This is a genomic window from Janthinobacterium sp. OK676 (genome assembly GCF_900103595.1).
Taxonomy (GTDB): Bacteria; Pseudomonadota; Gammaproteobacteria; order Burkholderiales; family Burkholderiaceae_D; genus Janthinobacterium.
Window position 1 is genome coordinate 191,051 of record NZ_FNHA01000009.1, and the last position, 20,312, is coordinate 211,362.

Annotated in this window: 14 protein-coding genes, 1 pseudogene and 2 riboswitches; of the genes and pseudogenes, 8 read left to right on the forward strand and 7 right to left on the reverse strand. The window is 63.5% G+C overall.

Features of this window, described 5'->3' with window-relative positions; translation table 11 throughout:
- Positions 1-15: 15 nt before the first annotated feature.
- The 5 genes from ligA to BLU39_RS18525 form a co-directional block, all read right to left on the reverse strand.
- The gene (ligA, locus tag BLU39_RS18505) at positions 16-2,367 is read right to left on the reverse strand and encodes an NAD-dependent DNA ligase LigA (RefSeq protein WP_092715581.1); all 2,352 of its coding nucleotides are present in this window, start codon (positions 2,365-2,367) and stop codon (positions 16-18) included.
- A 14-nt stretch (positions 2,368-2,381) separates the two neighbouring features.
- Positions 2,382-3,545, reverse strand: coding sequence for a cell division protein ZipA C-terminal FtsZ-binding domain-containing protein (locus BLU39_RS18510; RefSeq protein ID WP_092715583.1), 1,164 nt, complete (start codon positions 3,543-3,545; stop codon positions 2,382-2,384).
- Entirely contained in the window at positions 3,542-7,069 is a 3,528-nt protein-coding gene (gene smc / locus BLU39_RS18515) for a chromosome segregation protein SMC (RefSeq protein ID WP_092715585.1), read from the reverse strand. The genes BLU39_RS18510 and smc overlap by 4 nt, the downstream gene beginning before the upstream one ends.
- A 184-nt stretch (positions 7,070-7,253) precedes the next feature.
- On the reverse strand, positions 7,254-7,889 hold the full coding sequence (locus tag BLU39_RS18520; protein WP_232731052.1) for a phosphatase PAP2 family protein: 636 nt from the start codon (positions 7,887-7,889) through the stop codon (positions 7,254-7,256).
- A gap of 133 nt (positions 7,890-8,022) precedes the next feature.
- Entirely contained in the window at positions 8,023-8,619 is a 597-nt protein-coding gene (locus BLU39_RS18525) for an ATP-dependent Clp protease proteolytic subunit (RefSeq protein ID WP_232731051.1), read from the reverse strand.
- 170 nt (positions 8,620-8,789) lie between these two features.
- Positions 8,790-8,876: riboswitch (glycine riboswitch) on the forward strand.
- Positions 8,877-8,903: 27 nt separating this feature from the next.
- Positions 8,904-9,009, forward strand: a riboswitch (glycine riboswitch).
- Positions 9,010-9,083: 74 nt separating this feature from the next.
- On the opposite strand from BLU39_RS18525, the gene gcvT reads away from it, so the two are divergent.
- The 3 genes from gcvT to gcvP all read left to right on the forward strand — a co-directional run bounded on the left by gcvT (position 9,084) and on the right by gcvP (position 13,674).
- Complete coding sequence (gcvT, locus tag BLU39_RS18530) at positions 9,084-10,205, forward strand: glycine cleavage system aminomethyltransferase GcvT (RefSeq protein WP_092715591.1); 1,122 nt, start codon at positions 9,084-9,086, stop codon at positions 10,203-10,205.
- A gap of 70 nt (positions 10,206-10,275) precedes the next feature.
- Complete coding sequence (gene gcvH / locus BLU39_RS18535) at positions 10,276-10,656, forward strand: glycine cleavage system protein GcvH (protein ID WP_034752282.1); 381 nt, start codon at positions 10,276-10,278, stop codon at positions 10,654-10,656.
- Between the two features lie 117 nt (positions 10,657-10,773).
- Positions 10,774-13,674, forward strand: coding sequence for an aminomethyl-transferring glycine dehydrogenase (gene gcvP / locus BLU39_RS18540; RefSeq protein ID WP_092715593.1), 2,901 nt, complete (start codon positions 10,774-10,776; stop codon positions 13,672-13,674).
- A gap of 166 nt (positions 13,675-13,840) precedes the next feature.
- On the opposite strand, the gene BLU39_RS28690 is transcribed toward gcvP, so the two are convergent.
- On the reverse strand, positions 13,841-13,999 hold the full coding sequence (locus BLU39_RS28690) for a hypothetical protein (RefSeq protein WP_175539356.1): 159 nt from the start codon (positions 13,997-13,999) through the stop codon (positions 13,841-13,843).
- Between the two features lie 146 nt (positions 14,000-14,145).
- Here BLU39_RS28690 and BLU39_RS18545 point away from each other — a divergent pair, with 146 nt between their 5' ends.
- The 5 genes from BLU39_RS18545 to BLU39_RS18565 all read left to right on the forward strand — a co-directional run bounded on the left by BLU39_RS18545 (position 14,146) and on the right by BLU39_RS18565 (position 20,016).
- Positions 14,146-15,363, forward strand: a complete 1,218-nt coding sequence (locus BLU39_RS18545) for a Bcr/CflA family efflux MFS transporter (RefSeq protein WP_092715595.1) — start codon at positions 14,146-14,148, stop codon at positions 15,361-15,363.
- A gap of 22 nt (positions 15,364-15,385) precedes the next feature.
- The gene (locus BLU39_RS18550; RefSeq protein WP_092715597.1) at positions 15,386-15,997 is read left to right on the forward strand and encodes a TetR/AcrR family transcriptional regulator; all 612 of its coding nucleotides are present in this window, start codon (positions 15,386-15,388) and stop codon (positions 15,995-15,997) included.
- 393 nt (positions 15,998-16,390) lie between these two features.
- Entirely contained in the window at positions 16,391-19,075 is a 2,685-nt protein-coding gene (gene mgtA / locus BLU39_RS18555) for a magnesium-translocating P-type ATPase (RefSeq protein WP_092715599.1), read from the forward strand.
- 36 nt (positions 19,076-19,111) lie between these two features.
- A complete protein-coding gene (locus BLU39_RS18560) occupies positions 19,112-19,453 on the forward strand; it encodes a DUF6677 family protein (protein ID WP_092715601.1) in 342 nt (113 codons plus the stop codon).
- The gene (locus BLU39_RS18565; RefSeq protein WP_254789008.1) at positions 19,450-20,016 is read left to right on the forward strand and encodes a ribonuclease HI family protein; all 567 of its coding nucleotides are present in this window, start codon (positions 19,450-19,452) and stop codon (positions 20,014-20,016) included. The genes BLU39_RS18560 and BLU39_RS18565 overlap by 4 nt, the downstream gene beginning before the upstream one ends.
- On the opposite strand, the pseudogene BLU39_RS18570 reads toward BLU39_RS18565, so the two are convergent.
- A pseudogene (locus tag BLU39_RS18570) lies at positions 20,013-20,312 on the reverse strand (hypothetical protein); the annotation flags it as partial. The gene BLU39_RS18565 and the pseudogene BLU39_RS18570 overlap by 4 nt on opposite strands.

Consider the following 20,312-nt stretch of genomic DNA (forward strand, 5'->3'; position numbering starts at 1 on the left):
CAATATGTTGAATGGTTAGTCCTGCGCCAACAGGGCCAGCAAACCCGCCTCGTCGAGGATGGCCACGCCCAGTTCCTGCGCCTTGGCCAGCTTGCTGCCGGCGTCCGAACCCGCAACGACATAGCCTGTCTTCTTCGACACGGAACCGCTGACCTTGCCGCCGGCCGCCTCGATCAGCTCCGCGGCCTCGTCACGGCTCATGTTGGGCAAAGTGCCCGTCAGGACAAAGGTCTTGCCGTCCAGCTTGCCGCCGGCGGCTGGCATTTCAGGCAATTGTGACATTAATTCATTTCGCAGGGCGTCCAGTTGAACCAGCAGCTTGACATGACTTTCATCGGCCAGCCACTGCGCCAGCGATTCGGCCACGGCAGCCGGCAAACCGGCATGGAAGCTGGCGCCTTGCGCCGCCAGGCTGGCCAGGGTCACGCCCCGCTCCACCAGCTGCTTGCTGCGCGGCTCCGTCAGCTTCGGGATGCCGATGGCGGCCAGCAATTTGGTTTCCTCGAGCTGCGTGCGCAGCTTGGCGCTGGGCGCGTGTTCGCCCTGCGGCGTGACGCCAGCGTCCAGCAAGGCCTGCAGCGCCTGCTGGTTCTTTTCTTCGGCAAAAAAATCGGCAATCGATTCCGCCACCGTGCCGCCGATGTCGGGCAGCACGCGCAGCAAGGCCGCCGGCGCTTGCCGCACATACGCCAGGCTGCCCAGCCACTCGGCCAGGGTCTTCGCCGTCGATTCGCCCACATGGCGAATACCGAGCGCGAACAGGAAACGTTCGAGCGGCGGACGCTTGCTCGCTTCTATGCCTGCCAACAGGTTTTCCGCCCACTTGGTGGGAATCTTGCCTTGTTGCACTGTTTCCGGCGTCGAACCGTCACGTTCGTCGGCGCGCAGCTTCATTTCCAGCAATTTATCGAGGGTCAGGCTGTACAGGTCAGCCAGGCCATGGACGTATTCGAGTTCGACCAGGGTATCGATATAACGTTCCCCCAGGCCTTCGATATCCATCATGCGGCGGCCCGCAAAATGACGGAACGCTTCCTTGCGCTGCGCCGAGCAGAACAGACCGCCCGAGCAGCGGGCAATCGCCTCGCCCTCTTCACGCACCACGTGCGAGCCGCACACGGGACACGCTTCGAGCATCTTGAACGGCGGCGGCACCGGTTCCGGGCGCCTGTCCAGCACCACGCTCAGCACTTCGGGAATCACGTCGCCGGCGCGGCGCACGACGACGGTATCGCCCACGCGCACATCCTTGCGCAGCACTTCGTCTTCATTGTGCAAGGTGGCGTTGGTCACCGTCACGCCACCCACGGACACGGGCGCCAGGCGCGCCACGGGCGTCATGGCGCCCGTGCGGCCCACCTGGATATCGATGCCCAGCACCTGCGTCAGCGCCTCTTCGGCTGGAAATTTATGTGCAAGAGCAAAACGGGGCGCACGCGACACAAAACCCAGCTCCTGCTGGTCTTCCGTCGCATTGACCTTGTAGACGACGCCGTCGATTTCGTAAGGCAAGGCGGGGCGGCGCGCGCCGATATCGGCGTAGTAGGCAAGCAAACCCTGCGCGCCCCGCACCACCTTGCGCTCCTTCGACACGGGGATGCCCAGGGTTTCGTACCAGTCCAGCAAGGCCGAATGCGACACCGGCATGGCCGCGCCATCGAGGGCACCGATGCCGTAGGCATAAAAACGCAGCTTGCGCTGCGCCGTGATGCGCGAATCGAGCTGGCGCAGGCTGCCGGCGGCCGCATTGCGCGGGTTGGCGAATTCCTTCTGCCCCGCCTCGCGCTGGCGTTCGTTCAGGCGGGCAAAATCGGCCTTGAACATCATCACTTCGCCGCGCACGTCGAGCAGCGCCGGCACGTGGCTGCCATGCAAGCGCAAAGGGATGCCGGAAATGGTGCGGATATTGGCCGTCACGTCCTCGCCCGTGGCGCCGTCGCCGCGCGTGGCCGCCTGCACGAACAGGCCGTCCTCATAACGCAGGTTGATGGCCAGACCGTCGAATTTCACTTCGGCCGCATATGCGACGTCCTGCCCATCGACGCCCAGGCCTTCGCGCACGCGGCGGTCGAAATTGACGATATCGTCGTCGGAGAAACCATTATTCAGCGACAACATCGGCACCGTGTGCGTGACTTGCTCAAATTGCGGCAAGGGCGCCGCGCCCACGCGCAAGGTGGGCGAATCGGGCGTGCGCAAGTCGGGATGGGCCGCTTCCAGCACCTGCAATTCGACGAACAGCTTGTCGTACTCGGCATCGGGAATGGTGGGGTTGTCGAGCACGTGGTAGGCGTGCAGATGCCGATTGAGTTCGGCCGTGAGTGCCAGGACGCGCTGGGCGGCGTCCTGGTTGATCGGATCAGTCATTGTTGCGGGATTCTTCAGCTAAATAAACGCAGGGCGCGGGTGGAGCCAGCCGGAATGTCGGCCGCGTCCATTTCCTGGTAAAACTCTTGCACCTGGCCGGCGATCTCGGCCAGCGCCGCATCGGACAGGGCCTGGTTGTAATCATCGACGATGGTGGCGTCGAGGCGACCTACCAGTGCCTTGGCGCAAGCGACCATGGCGCCGAAGCCGTCGCGCGCGGGCGCCACGCAGGGCACGTCCAGCAGCAGGGTCAGACGGGGCGTCGTTTCCTCGGCCAGGGTGACATTCGTCGACAGCGAGAACAGATAACCGCCTTCGCCATCGGGCATGACGAAGCGGCCGTCCGGACGCACGTCAAAGCCCTGTTTTTCCAGCGCGAACAGCAAGGTGGAAATGGCCCATGGCGCGCCATTCGTGTGCAGATTCACGCCCAGCTGGGCATCGTGACCGGCAACGAAACGGTGCAGATTGCGCGCTTCAGCCATCACTTCCATCATGTCCGGCACTTCCGGCTCGGCGCCGATCTCGTCCGCCACGCCGCGCAGGCGCGTGACCAGTTCCGAGTATTCGAGCTCGTTCAGGGCCGTGCTGCGGCTGGCCAGCTGCACGCCGCCCTGCATCTTGGTGTAGACACCGCCATGCGTGATCGGTTCCCAGTCGCCATTCACGTGTAAACCGATGAAGTGCACGGGCTTGTTGCCCACCAGGCGCAGGGTTTGCAGCACGGGCAGGATCTTGTCGCCGCGCACGGGCGCTTCCAGTGACAAAGGCAGCAGGCAATCGATGAGCGGATCGACCAGGCTGGTCGCCTGCTCGCTGGCGGCGCTGACTTCCTGCTGCACGGGTGCGGCAGGGACGGCCGGAGCCGGATCCGCATCGGCCAGCGACGGTTCCGCATGCACGGGCGCGTCGGCGACGGCGACGACTGGCGGCGCGCCGAACGACGGTTCTGCCTTGGCGGCGGGCGCGGCGTCAAAGCGCGGCTCCTGGCGCAGGACGGGTTCCTGGGCTTCCACTGCGGGCGCATCGCCTTCGCGCATCAGCACGTCGTCGTGGTCAGTGGAAAAAGCCCGTTCCACGCTTTTCTTGGCCTTGTATTCCTGCCATTTGTTGTACGAGAAAACGCCGACGATAAAGACGCCGCCGGCGCCGAACAAGGTAATTTGAAGGTCTGTCATGCTGCTTGTGCCTCGGTTGCAAAATTTGCGGCGGACTCCATGTCCACCGCCACGATGCGCGATACGCCCTGCTCCTGCATCGTCACACCGATCAATTGATGGGCCATTTCCATCGCAATCTTGTTATGCGAAATGAAAAGGAATTGGGTCTGGTCGGACATGCGCTTGACCATGCGGCAGAAGCGCTCCGTGTTCGAATCGTCCAGCGGCGCATCGACTTCGTCGAGCAGGCAGAACGGCGCCGGATTCAGGCGGAACATGGAAAACACCAATGCGGTCGCGGTCAGCGCCTTCTCTCCACCGGACAACAGGTGGATGGTGGCATTTTTCTTGCCGGGAGGCTGCGCCATGACTTGTACACCGGAATCGAGAATCTCGTCGCCCGTCATGGTCAGGCGCGCCTGGCCGCCGCCGAACAGGATCGGGAACAGCTCGGAAAAGTGGTGGTTGACCTTGTCGAACGTGTCTTGCAGCAAGTCGCGCGTTTCCTTGTCGATCTTGTGGATCGCGTCTTCCAGGGTATTGATCGCTTCCGTCAAGTCGGCATTCTGGGCGTCGAGGAAATTCTTGCGCTCGGACGCCTGCGCCAGCTCGTCCAGCGCGGCCAGGTTGACGGCGCCCAGTGCCGTGATGGCGTTGGTCAGGCGCGTCACTTCGCCCTGCAGATACGATGGGCGCATATCCGGATGCAGCTTTTCCGTCAGGGCCGCCTCATCGGCGCCCGATTCCAGCAATTGCTGGGCGAATTGTTCCTGGTTCAGGCGCGCGGCCTGTTCCTTGAGCTGCATTTCCATGATCTTGTCGCGCTGCGGCTGCAAGCTGCGTTCCGATTGCGTGCGCGCATCTTCGGACAGGCGCAGCTGCTGCGTAATTTGATCGAGTTCATGACGCGCGTCCGCCAGCGCCCGCTCCTGCGTCGTGCGGCGCTCGAGCAGATCCTGCAAGCCGTCGGCGGCCGCGCCGCTTTCCAGGTTGGCCAGTTCCAGTTCGCCCGCCTGCAGGCTGGCCGTCACTTGCTGGGCCTGCGTACTGGCCGTGGCAATGTTGCGGCGCAGTTCCTCGATCTTCGCGCGATGGGCTTTTTCCGCGTATTCCGTATCCTTGGCGGCCCGCTCCAGGTCGCGCAAGGCTTCGCGCGCTTCGGCCAGGCGCTGCTCTTTCTGCAGGAAATCCGTATGGCCGTCTTCGTGCGCTTCCTGCAGATTGCCCAGTTCCATGTCCAGCTGTTCGAATTTTTCTTCCGACTCGGCCTTGATCTGCTGCTGTTCCGCTTCCTGGGCGGCGATTTCCGCCAGGTCCGCGCCGATCTGCGTGCTGCGCTGATTGAAGCGCGCTTCCACTTCCGACAGTTTCACCACGTCCAGCTGCAAGGTATGCACGGATGAAGTGAGCTGCTGTATGCGCAGGCGCAAGTCGGACAGATTGCGCGTCAAGGCGCCCACGGCCGCGTCGGCCCGCACGGAACGGGCGCGTGCCTCTTCGGCCAGCAATTGCTGTGCGCGCAACTGTTTGCCGATATTCTCGATTTCCTGCTGGCGGCCCAGCATGCCTTCCTGCTCCGAATCGGCCGCATAGAAGCGCACGCTGGTGGCCGTGACCACGTGACCGGCGCGCGTGACGAAATAGCCGCCCGGCGGCAACTTGCCGCGTTCAGCCAGGGCTTCGGCCGCGTCTTCCACGGCGTAGGCGTTGTACAGCCAATCCTGCAGCAAGCCGCGCAAGCCCGGATCGTTGAGTTTGAGCAAATTCAGGAAAGGCTTGAGGCCCGGCACTTCCGGCAGGGGCAGCGGCGCCACGGTCGATGGCGCATACAGGGCCAGCTTGGCTGGCGGCGCGTCCGCAAAGAAAGCCTTGGCCCAGTCGATGTTCGACAGTTGCAAGGCCGACGTGCGCTCGCGCAAGATCGATTCCATGGCCGCTTCCCAGCCCGCTTCGATCTGCAGCTTTTGCCACAGACGGGGCAAGGTGTCGAGCTCGTGCTTTTTCAGCCATGGCTGGACCTTGCCCTGGGTTTGCACCCGTTCCTGCAACTGCTTCAAGGCAGAAAGACGCGCTTCCAGCTGGGCGTTGGCGGCCGTTTCGGCATTGACCTGTGCCTGCGCCTCCATCCGCTCCTGCTCCAGTTTCGGTTGCTGCTCCAGCGCTTCTTCCAGGTAGAAACCCTGTTCTTCCAGGGTTTGCTGCTTTTCTTCCAGCTGCAGTTTCAGGTTTTCCAGGTGGCTGCTGTCGGGCAAGCTGAGGCTGTTCTTTTCCTGCTGCAGGCGCTCGCGGCGCGTGAGCAGGCTGGCCAGGATGTTCGAGGCGTTGCGCTGGTGCGCCGATTCCAGTTCCAGCTGCTGCTGGGCCTGCATGATCCGCGCGCGCGATTCCGTGCTCTTGTTCTGTGCTGCACGCCAGGCGGCATCGAGCTCGGGCAATTGCTCGCCCTTCTGCTCGGCCATCATCTGCGACTGCTCGACCTTGGCAGCCAGTTCCTCGAGGTGGAACTCCGCTTCTTCGATCTGCTCCTGGTATTCGGCGCCCTGGCTGTTCCACTGGTCGCGCTGGGCCGTCAGGGTCGCCAGCTGCGCCTGCAGGCGGGCGCGCGATTCGATGACGAACTTGATCTGCGCTTCCAGGCTGCCGATTTCCGCATTCGTCTGGTACAGATGGCCTTGCGCCGTATGCAGGCGGTCGCCCACGGCAAAGTGCGCCTGGCGCATCTGCTCCAGGGTCAGTTCCACGTTGCGCAGCTTGGCCGTCTGTTCTTCCAGGTCCGTCTGCGCCTGTTCCACTTCGCGGAAATAGCGCGTCTGCTCGTTTTGCGCCTCGTTCTTGCGCAGCAGCCACAACAGCTTCTGCTTTTCTTCCTGGTCCGCCTGCAAGGCGTGGAAACGGGTGGCCACGGCCGCCTGCGCTTCCAGCTTTTCCAGGTTGGCATTGAGTTCGCGCAAGATGTCTTCCACGCGCAGCAAATTCTCGCGCGTGTCCTGCAGGCGGTTTTCCGTCTCGCGGCGGCGTTCCTTGTATTTCGACACGCCTGCCGCTTCCTCGAGGAAGACACGCAATTCTTCGGGGCGCGATTCGATGATGCGCGAAATCATGCCCTGGCCGATGATGGCGTAGGCGCGCGGGCCGAGGCCGGTGCCAAGGAAAATATCCTGGATGTCGCGCCGGCGCACGGGCTGGCCATTGATGTAATAGGTGGACGTGCCGTCGCGCGTCAGGGTGCGCTTGACGGCGATCTCGGCGTACTGGCCCCACTGGCCCGACGCCTTGCCATCGTTATTGTCGAACACCAGCTCCACGGAAGCGCGCCCGGCCGGTTTGCGGTGGGTGGAGCCGTTGAAAATGACGTCCTGCATCGATTCGCCGCGCAATTCCGACGCTTTCGATTCGCCCAGCACCCAGCGCACGGCGTCGATGATGTTCGACTTGCCGCAGCCATTCGGCCCGACCACGCCCACGAGCTGGCCTGGCACCTGGAAATTGGTGGGATCGACGAAAGACTTAAATCCCGACAACTTGATGGAAGAGAGACGCACGTGTTTTAGAGTTCCTGGCCTATGCTGGCGGTTATATTATGGGTGAACCCGGTTCATATTCAGTTCAGATGCGGCATCGCGACGGCTGCCTGGCCATGCACCGCAAAAAAAGTGGTTCATCATACCATTTCCTGATGCTTTTCTGGCCAAAAAACAGCGGCGCCAGGCGCCAGTTGGCAGCGGATCACCGGGCAGGACGGCCATCCTGCGCCAGTTTCCAGTCCGCACGGGAAAAAACGCGCTCATGGCCGGACAGCACCATGGCCAGTTTTTGCAGCCATTGCTCGGTCGGCATGGGTTCGGCCTTGAAGCTGAGCGCCACCATCAGCACCAGGCTGGCCAGGGCCAGCGCATGGCTGACGGCGAAATCGACGGCGCCGCGGGCATTCCACATGAAGCCCAGCGCCAGCGCCAGGCCCAGCACGCAGCCGCTGACGGCTTCCGACACGCTGTGCGCATGCACGACCACGCGGGAAATGGCCACCAGCACGGCAAAGGCCACGCCGACAAGCACGCCGGCATGGCGCCAGCGCGGTTCCGCCCGCTGCAACAGCACATACATCAGCACGGGAAACACGGCGCCGGCGCGCATGGCGTGGCCGCTGAAACCCGTAAAATCGAGCGTGCTGCTGCCCACGCCCCAGCTCATGAAGGCCAGCTTCGACAGCACCACGAGGGCCAGGCCGCCGCCGTACCACAAGCTCCAGCTGAGCACCAAACGCCACTGGCGCGACACAAGCAGCCACAGGGCGATCGCCACGCCAGCCGGCCCCATCACGGACATGTCGGCCGCAAAAGAAATCCCATTCCACCAAGTCATCGTGCACGCGCTTATTTCATGATCAGCTTGCACTATGCCATGACTCCGCCCTGTTCCGCGCAGCTTTTGCTGTGCTGCAGCGAAGAATTACATTCGATTACAAAATTCCACGCCAGGACCAGCCGCCCGGGCATCAGATATTCGTCAGGCGCTTGCCCTTGGGCGGCGCAAAGTCGCGGATCGAATCGATCATGCCCACGTCCAGCGCCTGCTCGGCCGTCAGGTGCAGGTCGGAATACGCGTGCACCTGCCACTGCTCTTGCGTCAGGTTGACGTGGCCGCGCAGGATGCGTTCCGTACGCATGTCGTCGGCGCGCAAGCCCTCGACGATAATGCTGAGCGCGTCGGGGCGCGAACCGGGCGAGGCCGTCGCATGCGACTTGTGTACCATGAAGCGGGCCGTGTCGCTGGCATGGCGCTGCCGCCCCGCCAGGAACAGGGTGACGGCGATGGACGCCACGGCGCCCGCATTGTAGGTAATGATGTCGAGCGGCAACTTGCTGAGGAAGTTGTACAGACAGATGCCATCGCTGACATAGCCGCCGTTGGACTGTATCAGGATGTGCGCGGTGGTGAGCTTGTCTTCCGTGATGTCGGCCGCGGCGTTGAAGACGCGCCGCACCATGTCACTGTTGACGTCGCCCGAGAGGGTAAAGTAACCGTGCTGCTCGGTGTTGTTTTGTGTCTCGCCTTGTATCTCGTCTTGTGTCTCGCTTTGTGTCGTGTTCATGGCAGCCACCCGCAAGAAAGCCAGGACTTCATCATAGCGCATTCCCGCGCGGCGCGGCGCCCACTTGCGTTGAGCCAGCAGCCCCCCGCAGCCCCGCAAACCGTGGCTTTTGCTGCAATCTGGCAACGTCTTTTCAGATTGACAGAAACACCCTGCTGGCATATATTCCTCCCACTTGATCGGGAGAGGGCAACCCAGCGTTGCCGCCGAAGGGGCACTACCCAAAAACTCTCAGGCAAAAGGACCGATCAGGCGGACTGAAGCTGTTGCTTTGGCGACATACTCAGCTCAACTCTGGAGAGCGGCCGCGGCTATTGCCGGCGGCCCACCGAAGGGGCGCACGGGGCAAGCCCCCGTAATCTCTCAGGTACAAAGGACAGGGGGGTCAGTGATCACGCTGGAAAGCCGTGTTTGGCTATTCTATGTTTTGTTAACTCCCCTATTACCTTCGTCCCGAGGAATCCATGACGCTCAAAGCGACCCCACTCAACAACGCCCACCGTGCCCTCGGCGCCCGCATGGTCGATTTCGGCGGCTGGGACATGCCCGTCAACTACGGCTCGCAAATCGAAGAACACAACGCCGTGCGCGGCGACGCCGGCATGTTCGACGTGTCCCATATGTGCGTGGTCGATATCGAAGGTCCGAACGTGCGCGCCTTTTTGCGCGGCTTGCTGGCCAATAACGTCGACAAGCTGCAAGTGTCGGGCAAGGCCCTGTACTCGTGCATGTTGAATGCCGAAGGCACCGTCATCGACGACCTGATCGTCTACTTCTTCAATGAAAACTGGTTCCGCCTCGTCGTCAACGCGGGCACGGCTGAAAAAGACGTGGCCTGGATGCAGCAGCAAAACACCGCCACCAGCAGCGGCCTGACAATCACGCAGCGCCGCGACGGCAACGACGCCATGGCCCTGGTGGCCGTGCAAGGCCCGAACGCGCGCGCCAAGGTGTGGCAGGTGCTGCCGCAGACGCAAGCCGCGTCCGAAGCCATCAAGCCGTTCAACGTCGTCATCGTCAAGGACACGCCATTTGGCGAAGTCATGCTGGCGCGCACCGGCTACACGGGCGAAGACGGCTTTGAAATCGGCGTGCCCGCCACCCAGGTGGAAGCGCTGTGGAACGCATTGATCGCGGCCGGCGTCAAGCCGGCGGGCCTCGGCGCGCGCGACACCCTGCGCCTGGAAGCGGGCATGAATCTGTACGGCCAGGACATGGACGAAACCGTCAACCCGCTCGACGCGGGCCTCGCATGGACCATCGACCTGGTCAGCGAGCGCAACTTCATCGGCAAGGCCGCCCTGCAGGCCAAAGGCCAGAACGCGCAATTCGTCGGCCTGATCCTGCGCGAAAAAGGCGGCGTGCTGCGCGCCCATCAAAAAGTCATCATCGCCGGTAACGAGCAAACAGGCGAAATCACGAGCGGCACCTTCAGCCCGACGATGCAGGAAGCGATCGCCCTGGCGCGCGTGCCGAACGGCGTCAACGTGGGCGACACCGTGCACGTGGAAATCCGCGGCAAGCAGCTGGCCGCCTCGGTAGTCAAGCTGCCTTTCGTGCGTAACGGTAAAATCCTGGCTGCGTAAGCGTATTAGAGCCGCCCGCAAGACTGAATAAACATAATCAATAACGAACATTTACTATCTGGAGCCACACATGAACATTCCTGCAGACCTGAAGTACACCGCTTCCCACGAATGGGTACGCCTGGAAGCCGACGGCACGATCACCGTCGGCATCACCGAGTACGCGCAGGATGCGCTGGGCGACATCGTCTTCGTCGAACTGCCTGACGTGGGCGCCACCTTCACCGCCGGCGACGACGCCGCCGTGGTGGAATCGGTCAAGGCGGCAAGCGACATCTATGCACCGCTGTCGGGCGAAGTCGTGGCCGTCAACGACGACGTGGTCAATGCGCCTGAATCGATCAACGCCGACGCCTACGCCAACTGGCTGTTCAAGATCAAGCCAGCCGACGTGTCGGCCCTGGACGGCTTGCTCGACGCTGCCGCCTATGGCGCCACCACCAGCGCCTGATCGCGTTTGACTCACGGGCCGCGTTTGCGGCCCGTTTGCATTTAATTTTGTAGCTATGCCCGGCGCCGCGCCCGCGCGCCGCATCCCGGTTTTTCAGTCTTTTTTGGCCTCTATATCATGACCCGCACCAGCCTGACCCAACTCGAAGCACGCGATGCCTTCATCGCCCGCCACATCGGCCCTTCCGCCACCGAACAGCAAGCCATGCTGGCGACCCTCGGCTATCCATCGCGCGCCGCGCTGATCGACGCCCTGGTGCCGGCCAACATCCGCAACAAGGGCGCGCTGCCCCTGGGCGCGTACTCGCAGCCGATGCCGGAACAGGAAGCCCTGTCGCGCCTGAAAGCCATCGCCGGCAAGAACCAGGTACTGAAATCCCTGATCGGCCAGGGCTACTACAACACGTTTACGCCTGGCGTCGTGCTGCGCAACATCTTTGAAAACCCGGCCTGGTACACGGCGTACACGCCTTATCAGCCGGAGATTTCGCAAGGCCGCCTGGAAGCGATTTTGAACTTCCAGCAAGTGATCACGGACCTGACCGGCATGGGCATCTCGAACGCCTCGATGCTGGACGAAGGCACGGCCGCCGCCGAAGCGATGACCCTGATCCAGCGCGTGGGCAAGTCGAAGTCGAACGTGCTGTACGTCGCCAATGACGTGCTGCCGCAAACCCTGGAAGTGGTGCAGACGCGCGCCCAGCCGATCGGCATCGAAGTGCGCACCTTCGACCCGGCTGAAATCGAGTCGCTCGACGCCTGCTTCGGCGTGCTGCTGCAATACCCGGGCGTGAACGGTGTCGTGCGCGACTACCGCGCCGGCGTGGAAAAACTGCACGCGAATGGCGCCATGGTCATCGTCGCGGCCGACCTGCTGGCCCTGACCATGCTCACGCCACCGGGCGAATGGGGCGCCGACGTCGTCGTCGGCAACAGCCAGCGCTTCGGCGTGCCGCTCGGTTTCGGCGGCCCGCACGCGGGCTACCTGTCCACGCGCGATGAATTCAAGCGCAATATGTCGGGCCGTCTGGTCGGCGTGACCGTCGATGCGCAAGGCAACAAGGCGTATCGTCTGGCCCTGCAAACGCGCGAACAGCATATCCGCCGCGAAAAAGCGACGTCCAACATCTGCACGGCGCAAGTGCTGCTGGCCGTGATGGCCTCGATGTACGCCGTCTACCACGGCCCTGCCGGCCTGCTGCAGATCGCCCAGCGCGTGCACCGCTTTACGGGCGTACTGGCCGCCAACCTGAAGACCCTCGGCTATGGCGTCGTCAACGCCAGCTATTTCGACACCCTGACCATCAATGTCGCCGATGCGGCGCAGCTGCACGCGACGGCCATGCACCACGGCGTCAACCTGCGCAAGATCGACAACACCCACGTCGGCGTGTCGCTCGACGAAACCACCACGCGCGACGATATCGCGCTGCTGTGGAAGGTGTTCGCGCACGGCCTGGCCAACGCGCCTGCCGCCCCGGACCTGGACGCAGTCGAAGCCAATGTCACCAGTGCGCTGCCGGCCAACCTGGCGCGCGAAAGCGCCTACCTGACCCACCCGGTCTTCAACAGCTACCACTCGGAACACGAAATGCTGCGCTACCTGCGCAGCCTGGCCGACAAGGACCTGGCGCTGGACCGCACCATGATCCCGCTCGGCTCGTGCACGATGAAGCTGAACGCCACATCTGAAATGATTCCCGTCACCTGGCCCGAGTTCTCGAACATCCACCCGTTCGCGCCGGATGCGCAAACGGTCGGCTACCGCGAAATGATCTCGCAACTGGAAGAGATGCTGTGCGCATTGACGGGCTACGCGGCCGTCTCGCTGCAGCCGAACGCCGGCTCGCAAGGCGAATACGCGGGGCTGCTGGTGATCAAGGCCTATCACGAATCGCGCAGCGAAGGACACCGCAACATCTGTCTGATTCCATCGTCGGCGCACGGCACCAACCCCGCATCGGCCAATATGGTCGGCATGCAGGTCGTCGTCACCAGCTGCGACGCCAACGGCAACGTGGACCTGGCGGACCTGAAGGCAAAAGCGGAAAAGCACAGCGCCAACCTCGCTTGCGTGATGGTCACCTACCCGTCCACCCACGGCGTGTTTGAAGAAGGCATCCAGGAACTGTGCGAAATCATCCACGCGCACGGCGGCCAGGTCTACATCGACGGCGCCAACATGAACGCGCTGGTCGGCGTGGCCGCTCCCGGCAGTTTTGGGGGCGACGTGTCGCACCTGAACCTGCACAAGACCTTCTGCATCCCGCACGGCGGCGGCGGACCAGGCGTCGGCCCGATCGGCGTGGGCGCCCACCTGGCGAAATTCCTGCCGAACCAGCGTTCCTCCGGCTACCAGCGCGACGCAGCCGGCATCGGCGCCGTCAGCGCCGCGCCATTCGGCTCGGCCAGCATCCTGCCGATTTCGTGGATGTACATCGCCATGATGGGCGCGGAAGGCTTGACGGCCGCCACCGAGACGGCGATCCTGGCGGCCAACTACATCGCCCGCCGCCTGGCGCCGCACTACCCCGTGCTGTATTCGGGCCACGATGGCCTGGTCGCGCACGAGTGCATCCTGGACCTGCGCCCGATCACGGACGCCACCGGCATCAGCAATGAAGACGTGGCCAAGCGTTTGATGGACTTCGGCTTCCATGCGCCGACCATGAGCTTCCCCGTGCCGGGCACCCTGATGATCGAGCCGACGGAGAGCGAATCGAAAGTGGAGATCGACCGCTTCATCGACGCCATGATCGCCATCCGCGCGGAAATCGCCAAGGTCGCCAGCGGTGAATTCGACCATGACGACAACCCCTTGAAAAACGCGCCGCACACGGCACAAGTGCTGATGTCGGACAGCTGGGAACGCAAGTACAGCCGTGAAATCGCGGCCTACCCCGTCGCTTCCCTGCGCCAGCGCAAATACTGGCCGCCGGTCGGCCGCGCCGACAACGTGTATGGCGACCGTAATCTGTTCTGCGGTTGCGCGCCGATCAGCTCGTACGAAGAAGAGTAAGCGCCAGGCGCCCGCTTAAACGGGCATGCTGACGACAAGAAGGCAGGCCGCGCGGCCTGCCTTTTTTCATCGTAGGTCGGATTAGCGGAGCGTAATCCGACATCACCATATACGCCAACCATGTTGTCGGATTACGGCCCTTCGGGCCTAATCCGACCTACGCGACCTACAACGCCAGCAAGACCGCGCCAGGCAAGCCCAGCACGGTACCCAGTATCGTCATGCACACGACATCGCGCCGCTCGCAACGGGCGCGGTGCGAACTCCAGGCGGCGAACAGTAGCGCCACGGCAACGCCGCTGAGCGCAATTCCCACTTCCGTCATGCCAGCTCTCCCGTCATTGTCTCTTCCTTCATCGCTCTCATCCTTTTCATTGACTGAACAAGCTACCTACCGGTAGGCAGTAAGTGTACAATAAAAAACACGGCGGCGTCCATGCCCCATTTTTTTCACGATATGAAGGAAGCGCGATGCAGCAGCAAACCACTCTCCCCGCCGCCAGTCTCGGGCTGGCCGCTTCCCTGGCTCTCGTGGCCGTGCTTGGTCCGGCAGGCATCGACATGTATCTGGCCTCGATGCCGGCCATGGCGCGCGAGCTGCACACCTCGTATGCGAACGTGCAGCTGAGCCTGACGGTCTTCCTGCTGGCCCTGGGCGGCGGGCAGCTGCTGTGCGGGCCGCTCACCGACATGCTGGGCCGGCGCCGTCCGCTCCTGGCCGGCATCGCCGTCTACATCGTGGCGGCCGTATGGGCGTCGCAGGCGGATCAATTGAGCACCCTGCTGCTGGCGCGCACCGTGCAGGGCCTGGGTGCGGCGCTGACCCTGGTTGTGGTGATGAGCATGGTGCGTGACGTGGCCGATGGGGTCAAAGCGGCGCAGCTGTTTGCCCTGTTGATGACCATTGTCGGTCTGGCGCCCGTGCTGGCGCCCGCCGTGGGCGGCTTGCTCGACGCGCACTACGGCTGGCGCGCCGTGATGCTGGCCCTGGCCGCGCTGGGCGCCTTGACCCTGCTCAATAGCGCATTGTTCCTTCCGGAAACGTTAGCGCCCGCCCGCCGCGTCTCGCCCCAGGGCATGCACCGCACCTATGCGCGCATCGCGCTGGACCGCGCCTTCCTGCTGCCCGCGCTGGCCTTGTCCGCCACTTTCTTTTTCCTGTTTGCCTATATCGGCGGCGCGTCGCTCGTGTACCAGCGCGATTTCGGCCTGTCCGCCAGCCATTTCGGCCTCGAATTCGGCGCCACGGGCGTGGCCGTGCTGCTGGGCGCGATGGCCAGCGGCCGCCTGGTGGAAAGGCACGGCGTGGCGCGCCTGAGCGTGGCGGGCAGCGTCGCCATGCTGGGCGGCGCGGGACTGGCCATGCTCGGTGCCTGGACGGGAGCGGGCATCGCGGCCGTCGTGCCGGGCATGTTCGTGGCCCTGTTCGGCCTGGGTATCGCGGAAGCGGCGCTGATGGCCATGGCCATGGGTTCGCAGCAACGCGCGCTCGGTTTCACGGCCGCCCTGCTGGGCGCCATCCAGATGACCTTGTCGTCCTTGGCCACGCCTCTGGCGGCCAGCCTGTCCGAATGGGGACCATTGCCATGGCTGCTGTTCTTGACCGTGGCCGGCCTGCTGGTATCATGGCTGACCCTGGCCACTGCGCGCATCCATCCGGTCCATGCCGGCAGCCTGGGAGCGCACTGACGCCTCACCCACTCTCACCCCAATGATGAAAAAACGCTCGGCCTCGGCCGATAACATCTGCGCCGTCGCCGTCGTGCACTTTTCCGAGCGCGGCTACGATGCCTCGTCGCTGAGCGACATCGCCGAACAGGCGGGCATGCGCAAGGCTTCGCTGTATTCGCACTTCGCCGGCAAGGACGCCCTCTTCCTCGACGTGTTTGCCGACGCGCTGGCCGAAGAGCAAGCGTTCATGGACGGCTGCTTTGCCGACGAGGCTGTGCTGACGGCGCCCGGCGGCCAGCAGGCCGGCGCCCTGTACGGCGACCGCATGGCGCAGCGCTACGCGGAGTCGGCCCATCTGCGCTTTTTGCTGCGCACGGCGTATTTGCCGCCCACGCCCCTGCGCGTGGAAGTGGGCACGGGCTATGAAGCGCTGCTGGCGCAATTGCAGCGACACTACGTGAAGAGCCTGGCGCGTCTTGCACCTGCTTTACCGCCGCAGCGCATCGAACTGTACGCGCAAGCCTACCTGGGCATCGTCGACAGCCTGCACGTGGAGCTGATCTACGCGGGTGGCGCCGCGCTGCAGCAGCGCCATGCGGCGCTGTGGCAGATATTGTCCGATTCGCTGGCGCTTGCCACGCAACATGCCTGAGCGTGGGGCTGCAACAGTCACATTACACTTTGGAAACCTAAGATTTCTTCAGTTGACACCCCGGCAGCCCATCCATAAGATGCCCTCATTATTCATTTACGGAGTCCCACGTGGGTACTTGTTCTAGTGACAGTAGCCGATCTTGTATCGGTGATTGCCTCGGCAGCTAAACAGCAAGCAACGCGGAACTTCCTTTCCTCCGTGCCTTGCTGAGCAAGGTGCGGTGTCTCTCGCGGCCAGTACGGCCGCGCGCCCTCCCCCTCTTTCCGATCGCGACCGGCTACTGACCCGGATTGCCCGCCAGCGCCATGGTTCGCCATGTCGCGCTGGCGGCACGCAAGTCTTGCCTGCGGCTGCGCCGCCCGTCAACACCTCGTCGTGAAAGGAAGAGCCATGAACCTCTTCACCCGCTTATTCGAATCGTTCCTGCGCAAGCGCCATACGGCCGGCAACTTCCGCCGCCGCGCCATGCCGCTGGAAAACAGCACGGCCCGTCCCGTGCCCGACCACCTGGCGCGCCAGCTGCTGGCGGCCGCCCATGAAGACCTCGACAGCGCGCTGAACCGCCTGCACACGCGCCTGGAAGGCTTGCGCGATGCCGAGGCGCAAGTCATCGGCGCGCAAACGGGACCGAACGAGGTCGAGCATGAAAAACCGCTGGCCTGGTACCAGCACCTGTGGCTGTGCTACAAGAATCCGTTCAACCTGCTGCTCACCGTGCTGGCCATCGTTTCCTACCTGACGGAAGATCCGAAGGCGACCATCGTCATCGGCACCATGGTGATTTTGTCGACCCTGCTGCGCTTCGTGCAGGAAGGCCGCTCGAACCGGGCCGCCGAGCGCCTGAAAGCCATGGTCAGCAATACGGCCACCGTGCTGCGCAACGGCCAGCAAAGCGAACTGCCCATCCGCCAGCTGGTGCAGGGCGACATCATCGTGCTGTCGGCCGGCGACATGATTCCCGCCGACTGCCGCTTGCTGTCCGCGAAAGACCTGTTCGTCAGCCAGGCCGCCATGACGGGCGAATCCCTGCCCGTGGAAAAGATGGCCGAGTTGTCCGACGCCCATGGCAAAGACCCGATGGACCTGGCCAATCTGCTGTTCATGGGCACGAACGTGATCTCGGGCGCCGCCACGGCGCTGGTCCTGGCGACGGGCAACCGCACGTATTTTGGCACCATCGCCACGAGAGTGACGGCCACGGAGCGCACGCCGACGGCGTTCGAAGCGGGCGTCAACAGCGTCAGCTGGCTCTTGATCCGCTTCGCCCTCGTCATGGCGCCGCTCGTGTTCCTGATCAATGGCTGGACCAAGGGCGACTGGATGGAAGCATTCCTGTTTGCCCTGTCCGTGGCCGTCGGCCTGACGCCGGAAATGCTGCCCATGATCGTCACCAGCACCCTGGCCAAGGGCGCCGTGAAACTGTCGAAAAAGAAAGTCGTCGTGAAACGCCTGGACGCCATCCAGAACTTCGGCGCCATGGACGTGCTGTGCACGGACAAGACGGGTACCTTGACGCAGGACAAGATCGTGCTCGAGCGCCACACGGACGTGTTCGGCAAGCCGTCCGACGAAGTGCTGCAATTCGCCTATCTGAACAGCCACTACCAGACGGGCTTGAAAAACCTGCTCGACCGCGCCGTGCTCGACCATGTGGAATTGCAGACGGAAATGCAGCTGGCGCGCGATTACGTCAAGGTCGATGAAATCCCGTTTGATTTCGTGCGCCGCCGCATGTCCGTCGTCGTTTCCGAAAAGAATGACCACCATGAACTGATCTGCAAGGGCGCCGTCGAGGAAATCCTCGCCGCCTGCAGCCATCTGCGTCTGGGCGGCGTCAGCATTCCGCTTGATGCGGCCCTGCTGGCCAAGGTGCTGGAAACCACGCACGGCCTGAACGCGGAAGGCTTGCGCGTGGTGGCCGTGGCCGTCAAGGAAGTGCCGCCCCATAAAACCGTGTACGGCGTGGCCGATGAAACGGCGCTGACCCTGATCGGCTACGTGGCCTTCCTCGATCCGCCGAAGGAATCGACGGCGCCCGCCCTGCGCGCGCTGGCCGAGCACGGCGTGACGGTCAAGGTCTTGACGGGCGACAACCACCTCGTGACGGCGAAGATTTGCCGCGAAGTGGGCCTGGCCGTGCATGGCGTGCTGCAAGGCCCGCAACTGGATGACATGGACGACGCCACCCTGGCCAGGGCGGCCGAGGACAACACCGTGTTTGCCAAGCTCAGCCCGCTGCACAAGGAACGCCTCGTGCGCGCCCTGCGCGGCAATGGTCACATCGTCGGTTTCATGGGCGACGGCATCAACGACGCGCCCGCCCTGCGTGCGGCCGACATCGGCATTTCCGTCGATTCGGCCGTCGATATCGCCAAGGAAGCGGCCGACATCATCTTGCTGGAAAAGAGCCTGATGGTGCTGGAAGAAGGCGTGCTGGAAGGCCGGCGCACCTTCAGCAACATGCTCAAATACATACGCATGACGGCCAGCTCGAACTTCGGCAATGTGTTTTCCGTGCTGGTGGCCAGCGCCTTCCTGCCGTTTTTGCCCATGCTGCCGCTGCACTTGCTGGTGCAAAACCTGCTGTACGACGTGTCGCAGATCGCCATTCCCTTCGACAATGTCGACGCCGAACTGATCCAGCAGCCGCTGAGCTGGAACCCGCGCGACATCGGCCGCTTCATGGTCTTCTTCGGCCCCATCAGCTCGATCTTCGACATCAGCACGTTTATCCTGATGTGGCATGTGTTTGGCGCCAATACGCCCGAGCAGCAGACGCTGTTCCAGTCCGGCTGGTTCGTCGTGGGCCTCTTGACGCAAACCCTGATCGTGCACCTGATCCGCACGCCCAAGCTGCCCTTCATCGACAGCATCGCGTCCGTGCCCCTGCTGGTGGCCACGACCCTCATCATGGCCGTGGGCGTGTTCCTGCCGATGGGTCCGCTGGCGACCTACTTCAAGCTGCAAGCGCTGCCGCTCGGCTATTTCCCCTGGCTGCTGGGCATCCTCGTCTGCTACACCGTGCTGACGACGTTCATGAAACGCGTGTATCTGCGCAAATTCGGCTGGCAATAGTATGATGAGCCGCTCTTTCTCCTCACAAAGGCACGCATGAGCGGCTCCCCCCTTTCCAAACGTCATCTCGCCCTGCTGCTGTCGGCCCTGGTGTTCCCCGGCAGCGGGCATTTTGTATTGAAACGCAAGGCGCGCGGCTGCCTCTTCCTCGTGCCCGCCCTGATCGCGCTGGTGATCGTATTGCGCCAGATCATGGCACGTTTGGACCAGCTAATGGCACAGATCGACAGTGGCGCCCTGCCCCTCGACGTGCAGCTGATCGCGGAAAAAGTCGATGCGCTGTCCGCCAATGACGGGCCCGCCATGACGGTGGCCGTTGCTGTGCTGGCGGCATGCTGGATAGGCAGCCTCATCGATACCTTCCTGATCAAGCCATGACGGAAGAAGCAGCGGCGCGAAAACTGCGCAAGGAAGCCAAGATGCAGGCGCGCCGCGCGCAGCTGGCGCTCAGCCGCCAGGACCATGGCGGCCCGCTGGCCTGGCGCGGCTGGTTCGACGGTTCCGCCCATCCGAATCCGGGCAAGCTGGGCATAGGCGCACTGCTGCTGGGACCGAATGGCGAACGTATCGAAGTGAGCGAGGCGGCCGGTTATGGCAGCAGCAGCGACGCCGAATATGCGGCCCTGACGGCCGTGCTGCAGGCGGCGCTGGCCGTGCGCCCGCCGCCCGTGCAACTGCTGCTGTACGGCGATAGCCAGGTGGTGATCAACGATGTGCTGGGCGCGACGCGCGTGGGCGCCAGGGGGCTGGAAACGCAAAGGGCCACCGTGGTGGCCCTGCTGGAACAATTCAATGAGGTCAGCTTGCGCTGGCTGCCGCGCCACAGGAATGGCGAGGCGGACCGGCTATCGCAGCAGGCGGTCGATCAGGGGTCAGACCCGCCGGGTCTGACCCCAGCAGTTGATGTAGGGTCTAAGTCCACCCGGCAACCATCAAATTAAGCAACGCGGCCGATCCGCAATGCCTCTTGCGGCGCCTTGGCTGCCGGGCGCTTGGCTCCCTTCAAACCGCTGACACTGGCCTGCTGGGCATTCAGCTTGAAGACGCTGACCACTTGCGCCAGGTTATGCGCCTGGTGCTGCATGGATTCCGCTGCGGCGGCCGATTCTTCCACCAGGGCCGCGTTTTGCTGCGTGACGGCATCCATCTGGCCGATGGCGCGGTTGATCTCGTCGATGCCCACGCTTTGCTCGCTGCTGGCGGCCGTGATTTCCGTGATGATGTCGCTCACGCGCTG

Bases quoted from the DNA above. Each gene is read 5' to 3' on its own strand.
- ligA (WP_092715581.1), bottom strand. From the start codon at position 2,367: ATGACTGATCCGATCAACCAGGACGCCGCCCAGCGCGTCCTGGCACTC.
- BLU39_RS18510 (WP_092715583.1), bottom strand. From the start codon at position 3,545: ATGACAGACCTTCAAATTACCTTGTTCGGCGCCGGCGGCGTCTTTATC.
- BLU39_RS18520 (WP_232731052.1), bottom strand. From the start codon at position 7,889: ATGACTTGGTGGAATGGGATTTCTTTTGCGGCCGACATGTCCGTGATG.
- BLU39_RS18525 (WP_232731051.1), bottom strand. From the start codon at position 8,619: ATGAACACGACACAAAGCGAGACACAAGACGAGATACAAGGCGAGACA.
- gcvT (WP_092715591.1), top strand. From the start codon at position 9,084: ATGACGCTCAAAGCGACCCCACTCAACAACGCCCACCGTGCCCTCGGC.
- gcvH (WP_034752282.1), top strand. From the start codon at position 10,276: ATGAACATTCCTGCAGACCTGAAGTACACCGCTTCCCACGAATGGGTA.
- gcvP (WP_092715593.1), top strand. From the start codon at position 10,774: ATGACCCGCACCAGCCTGACCCAACTCGAAGCACGCGATGCCTTCATC.
- BLU39_RS28690 (WP_175539356.1), bottom strand. From the start codon at position 13,999: ATGACGGAAGTGGGAATTGCGCTCAGCGGCGTTGCCGTGGCGCTACTG.
- BLU39_RS18545 (WP_092715595.1), top strand. From the start codon at position 14,146: ATGCAGCAGCAAACCACTCTCCCCGCCGCCAGTCTCGGGCTGGCCGCT.
- BLU39_RS18550 (WP_092715597.1), top strand. From the start codon at position 15,386: ATGATGAAAAAACGCTCGGCCTCGGCCGATAACATCTGCGCCGTCGCC.
- mgtA (WP_092715599.1), top strand. From the start codon at position 16,391: ATGAACCTCTTCACCCGCTTATTCGAATCGTTCCTGCGCAAGCGCCAT.
- BLU39_RS18560 (WP_092715601.1), top strand. From the start codon at position 19,112: ATGAGCGGCTCCCCCCTTTCCAAACGTCATCTCGCCCTGCTGCTGTCG.
- BLU39_RS18565 (WP_254789008.1), top strand. From the start codon at position 19,450: ATGACGGAAGAAGCAGCGGCGCGAAAACTGCGCAAGGAAGCCAAGATG.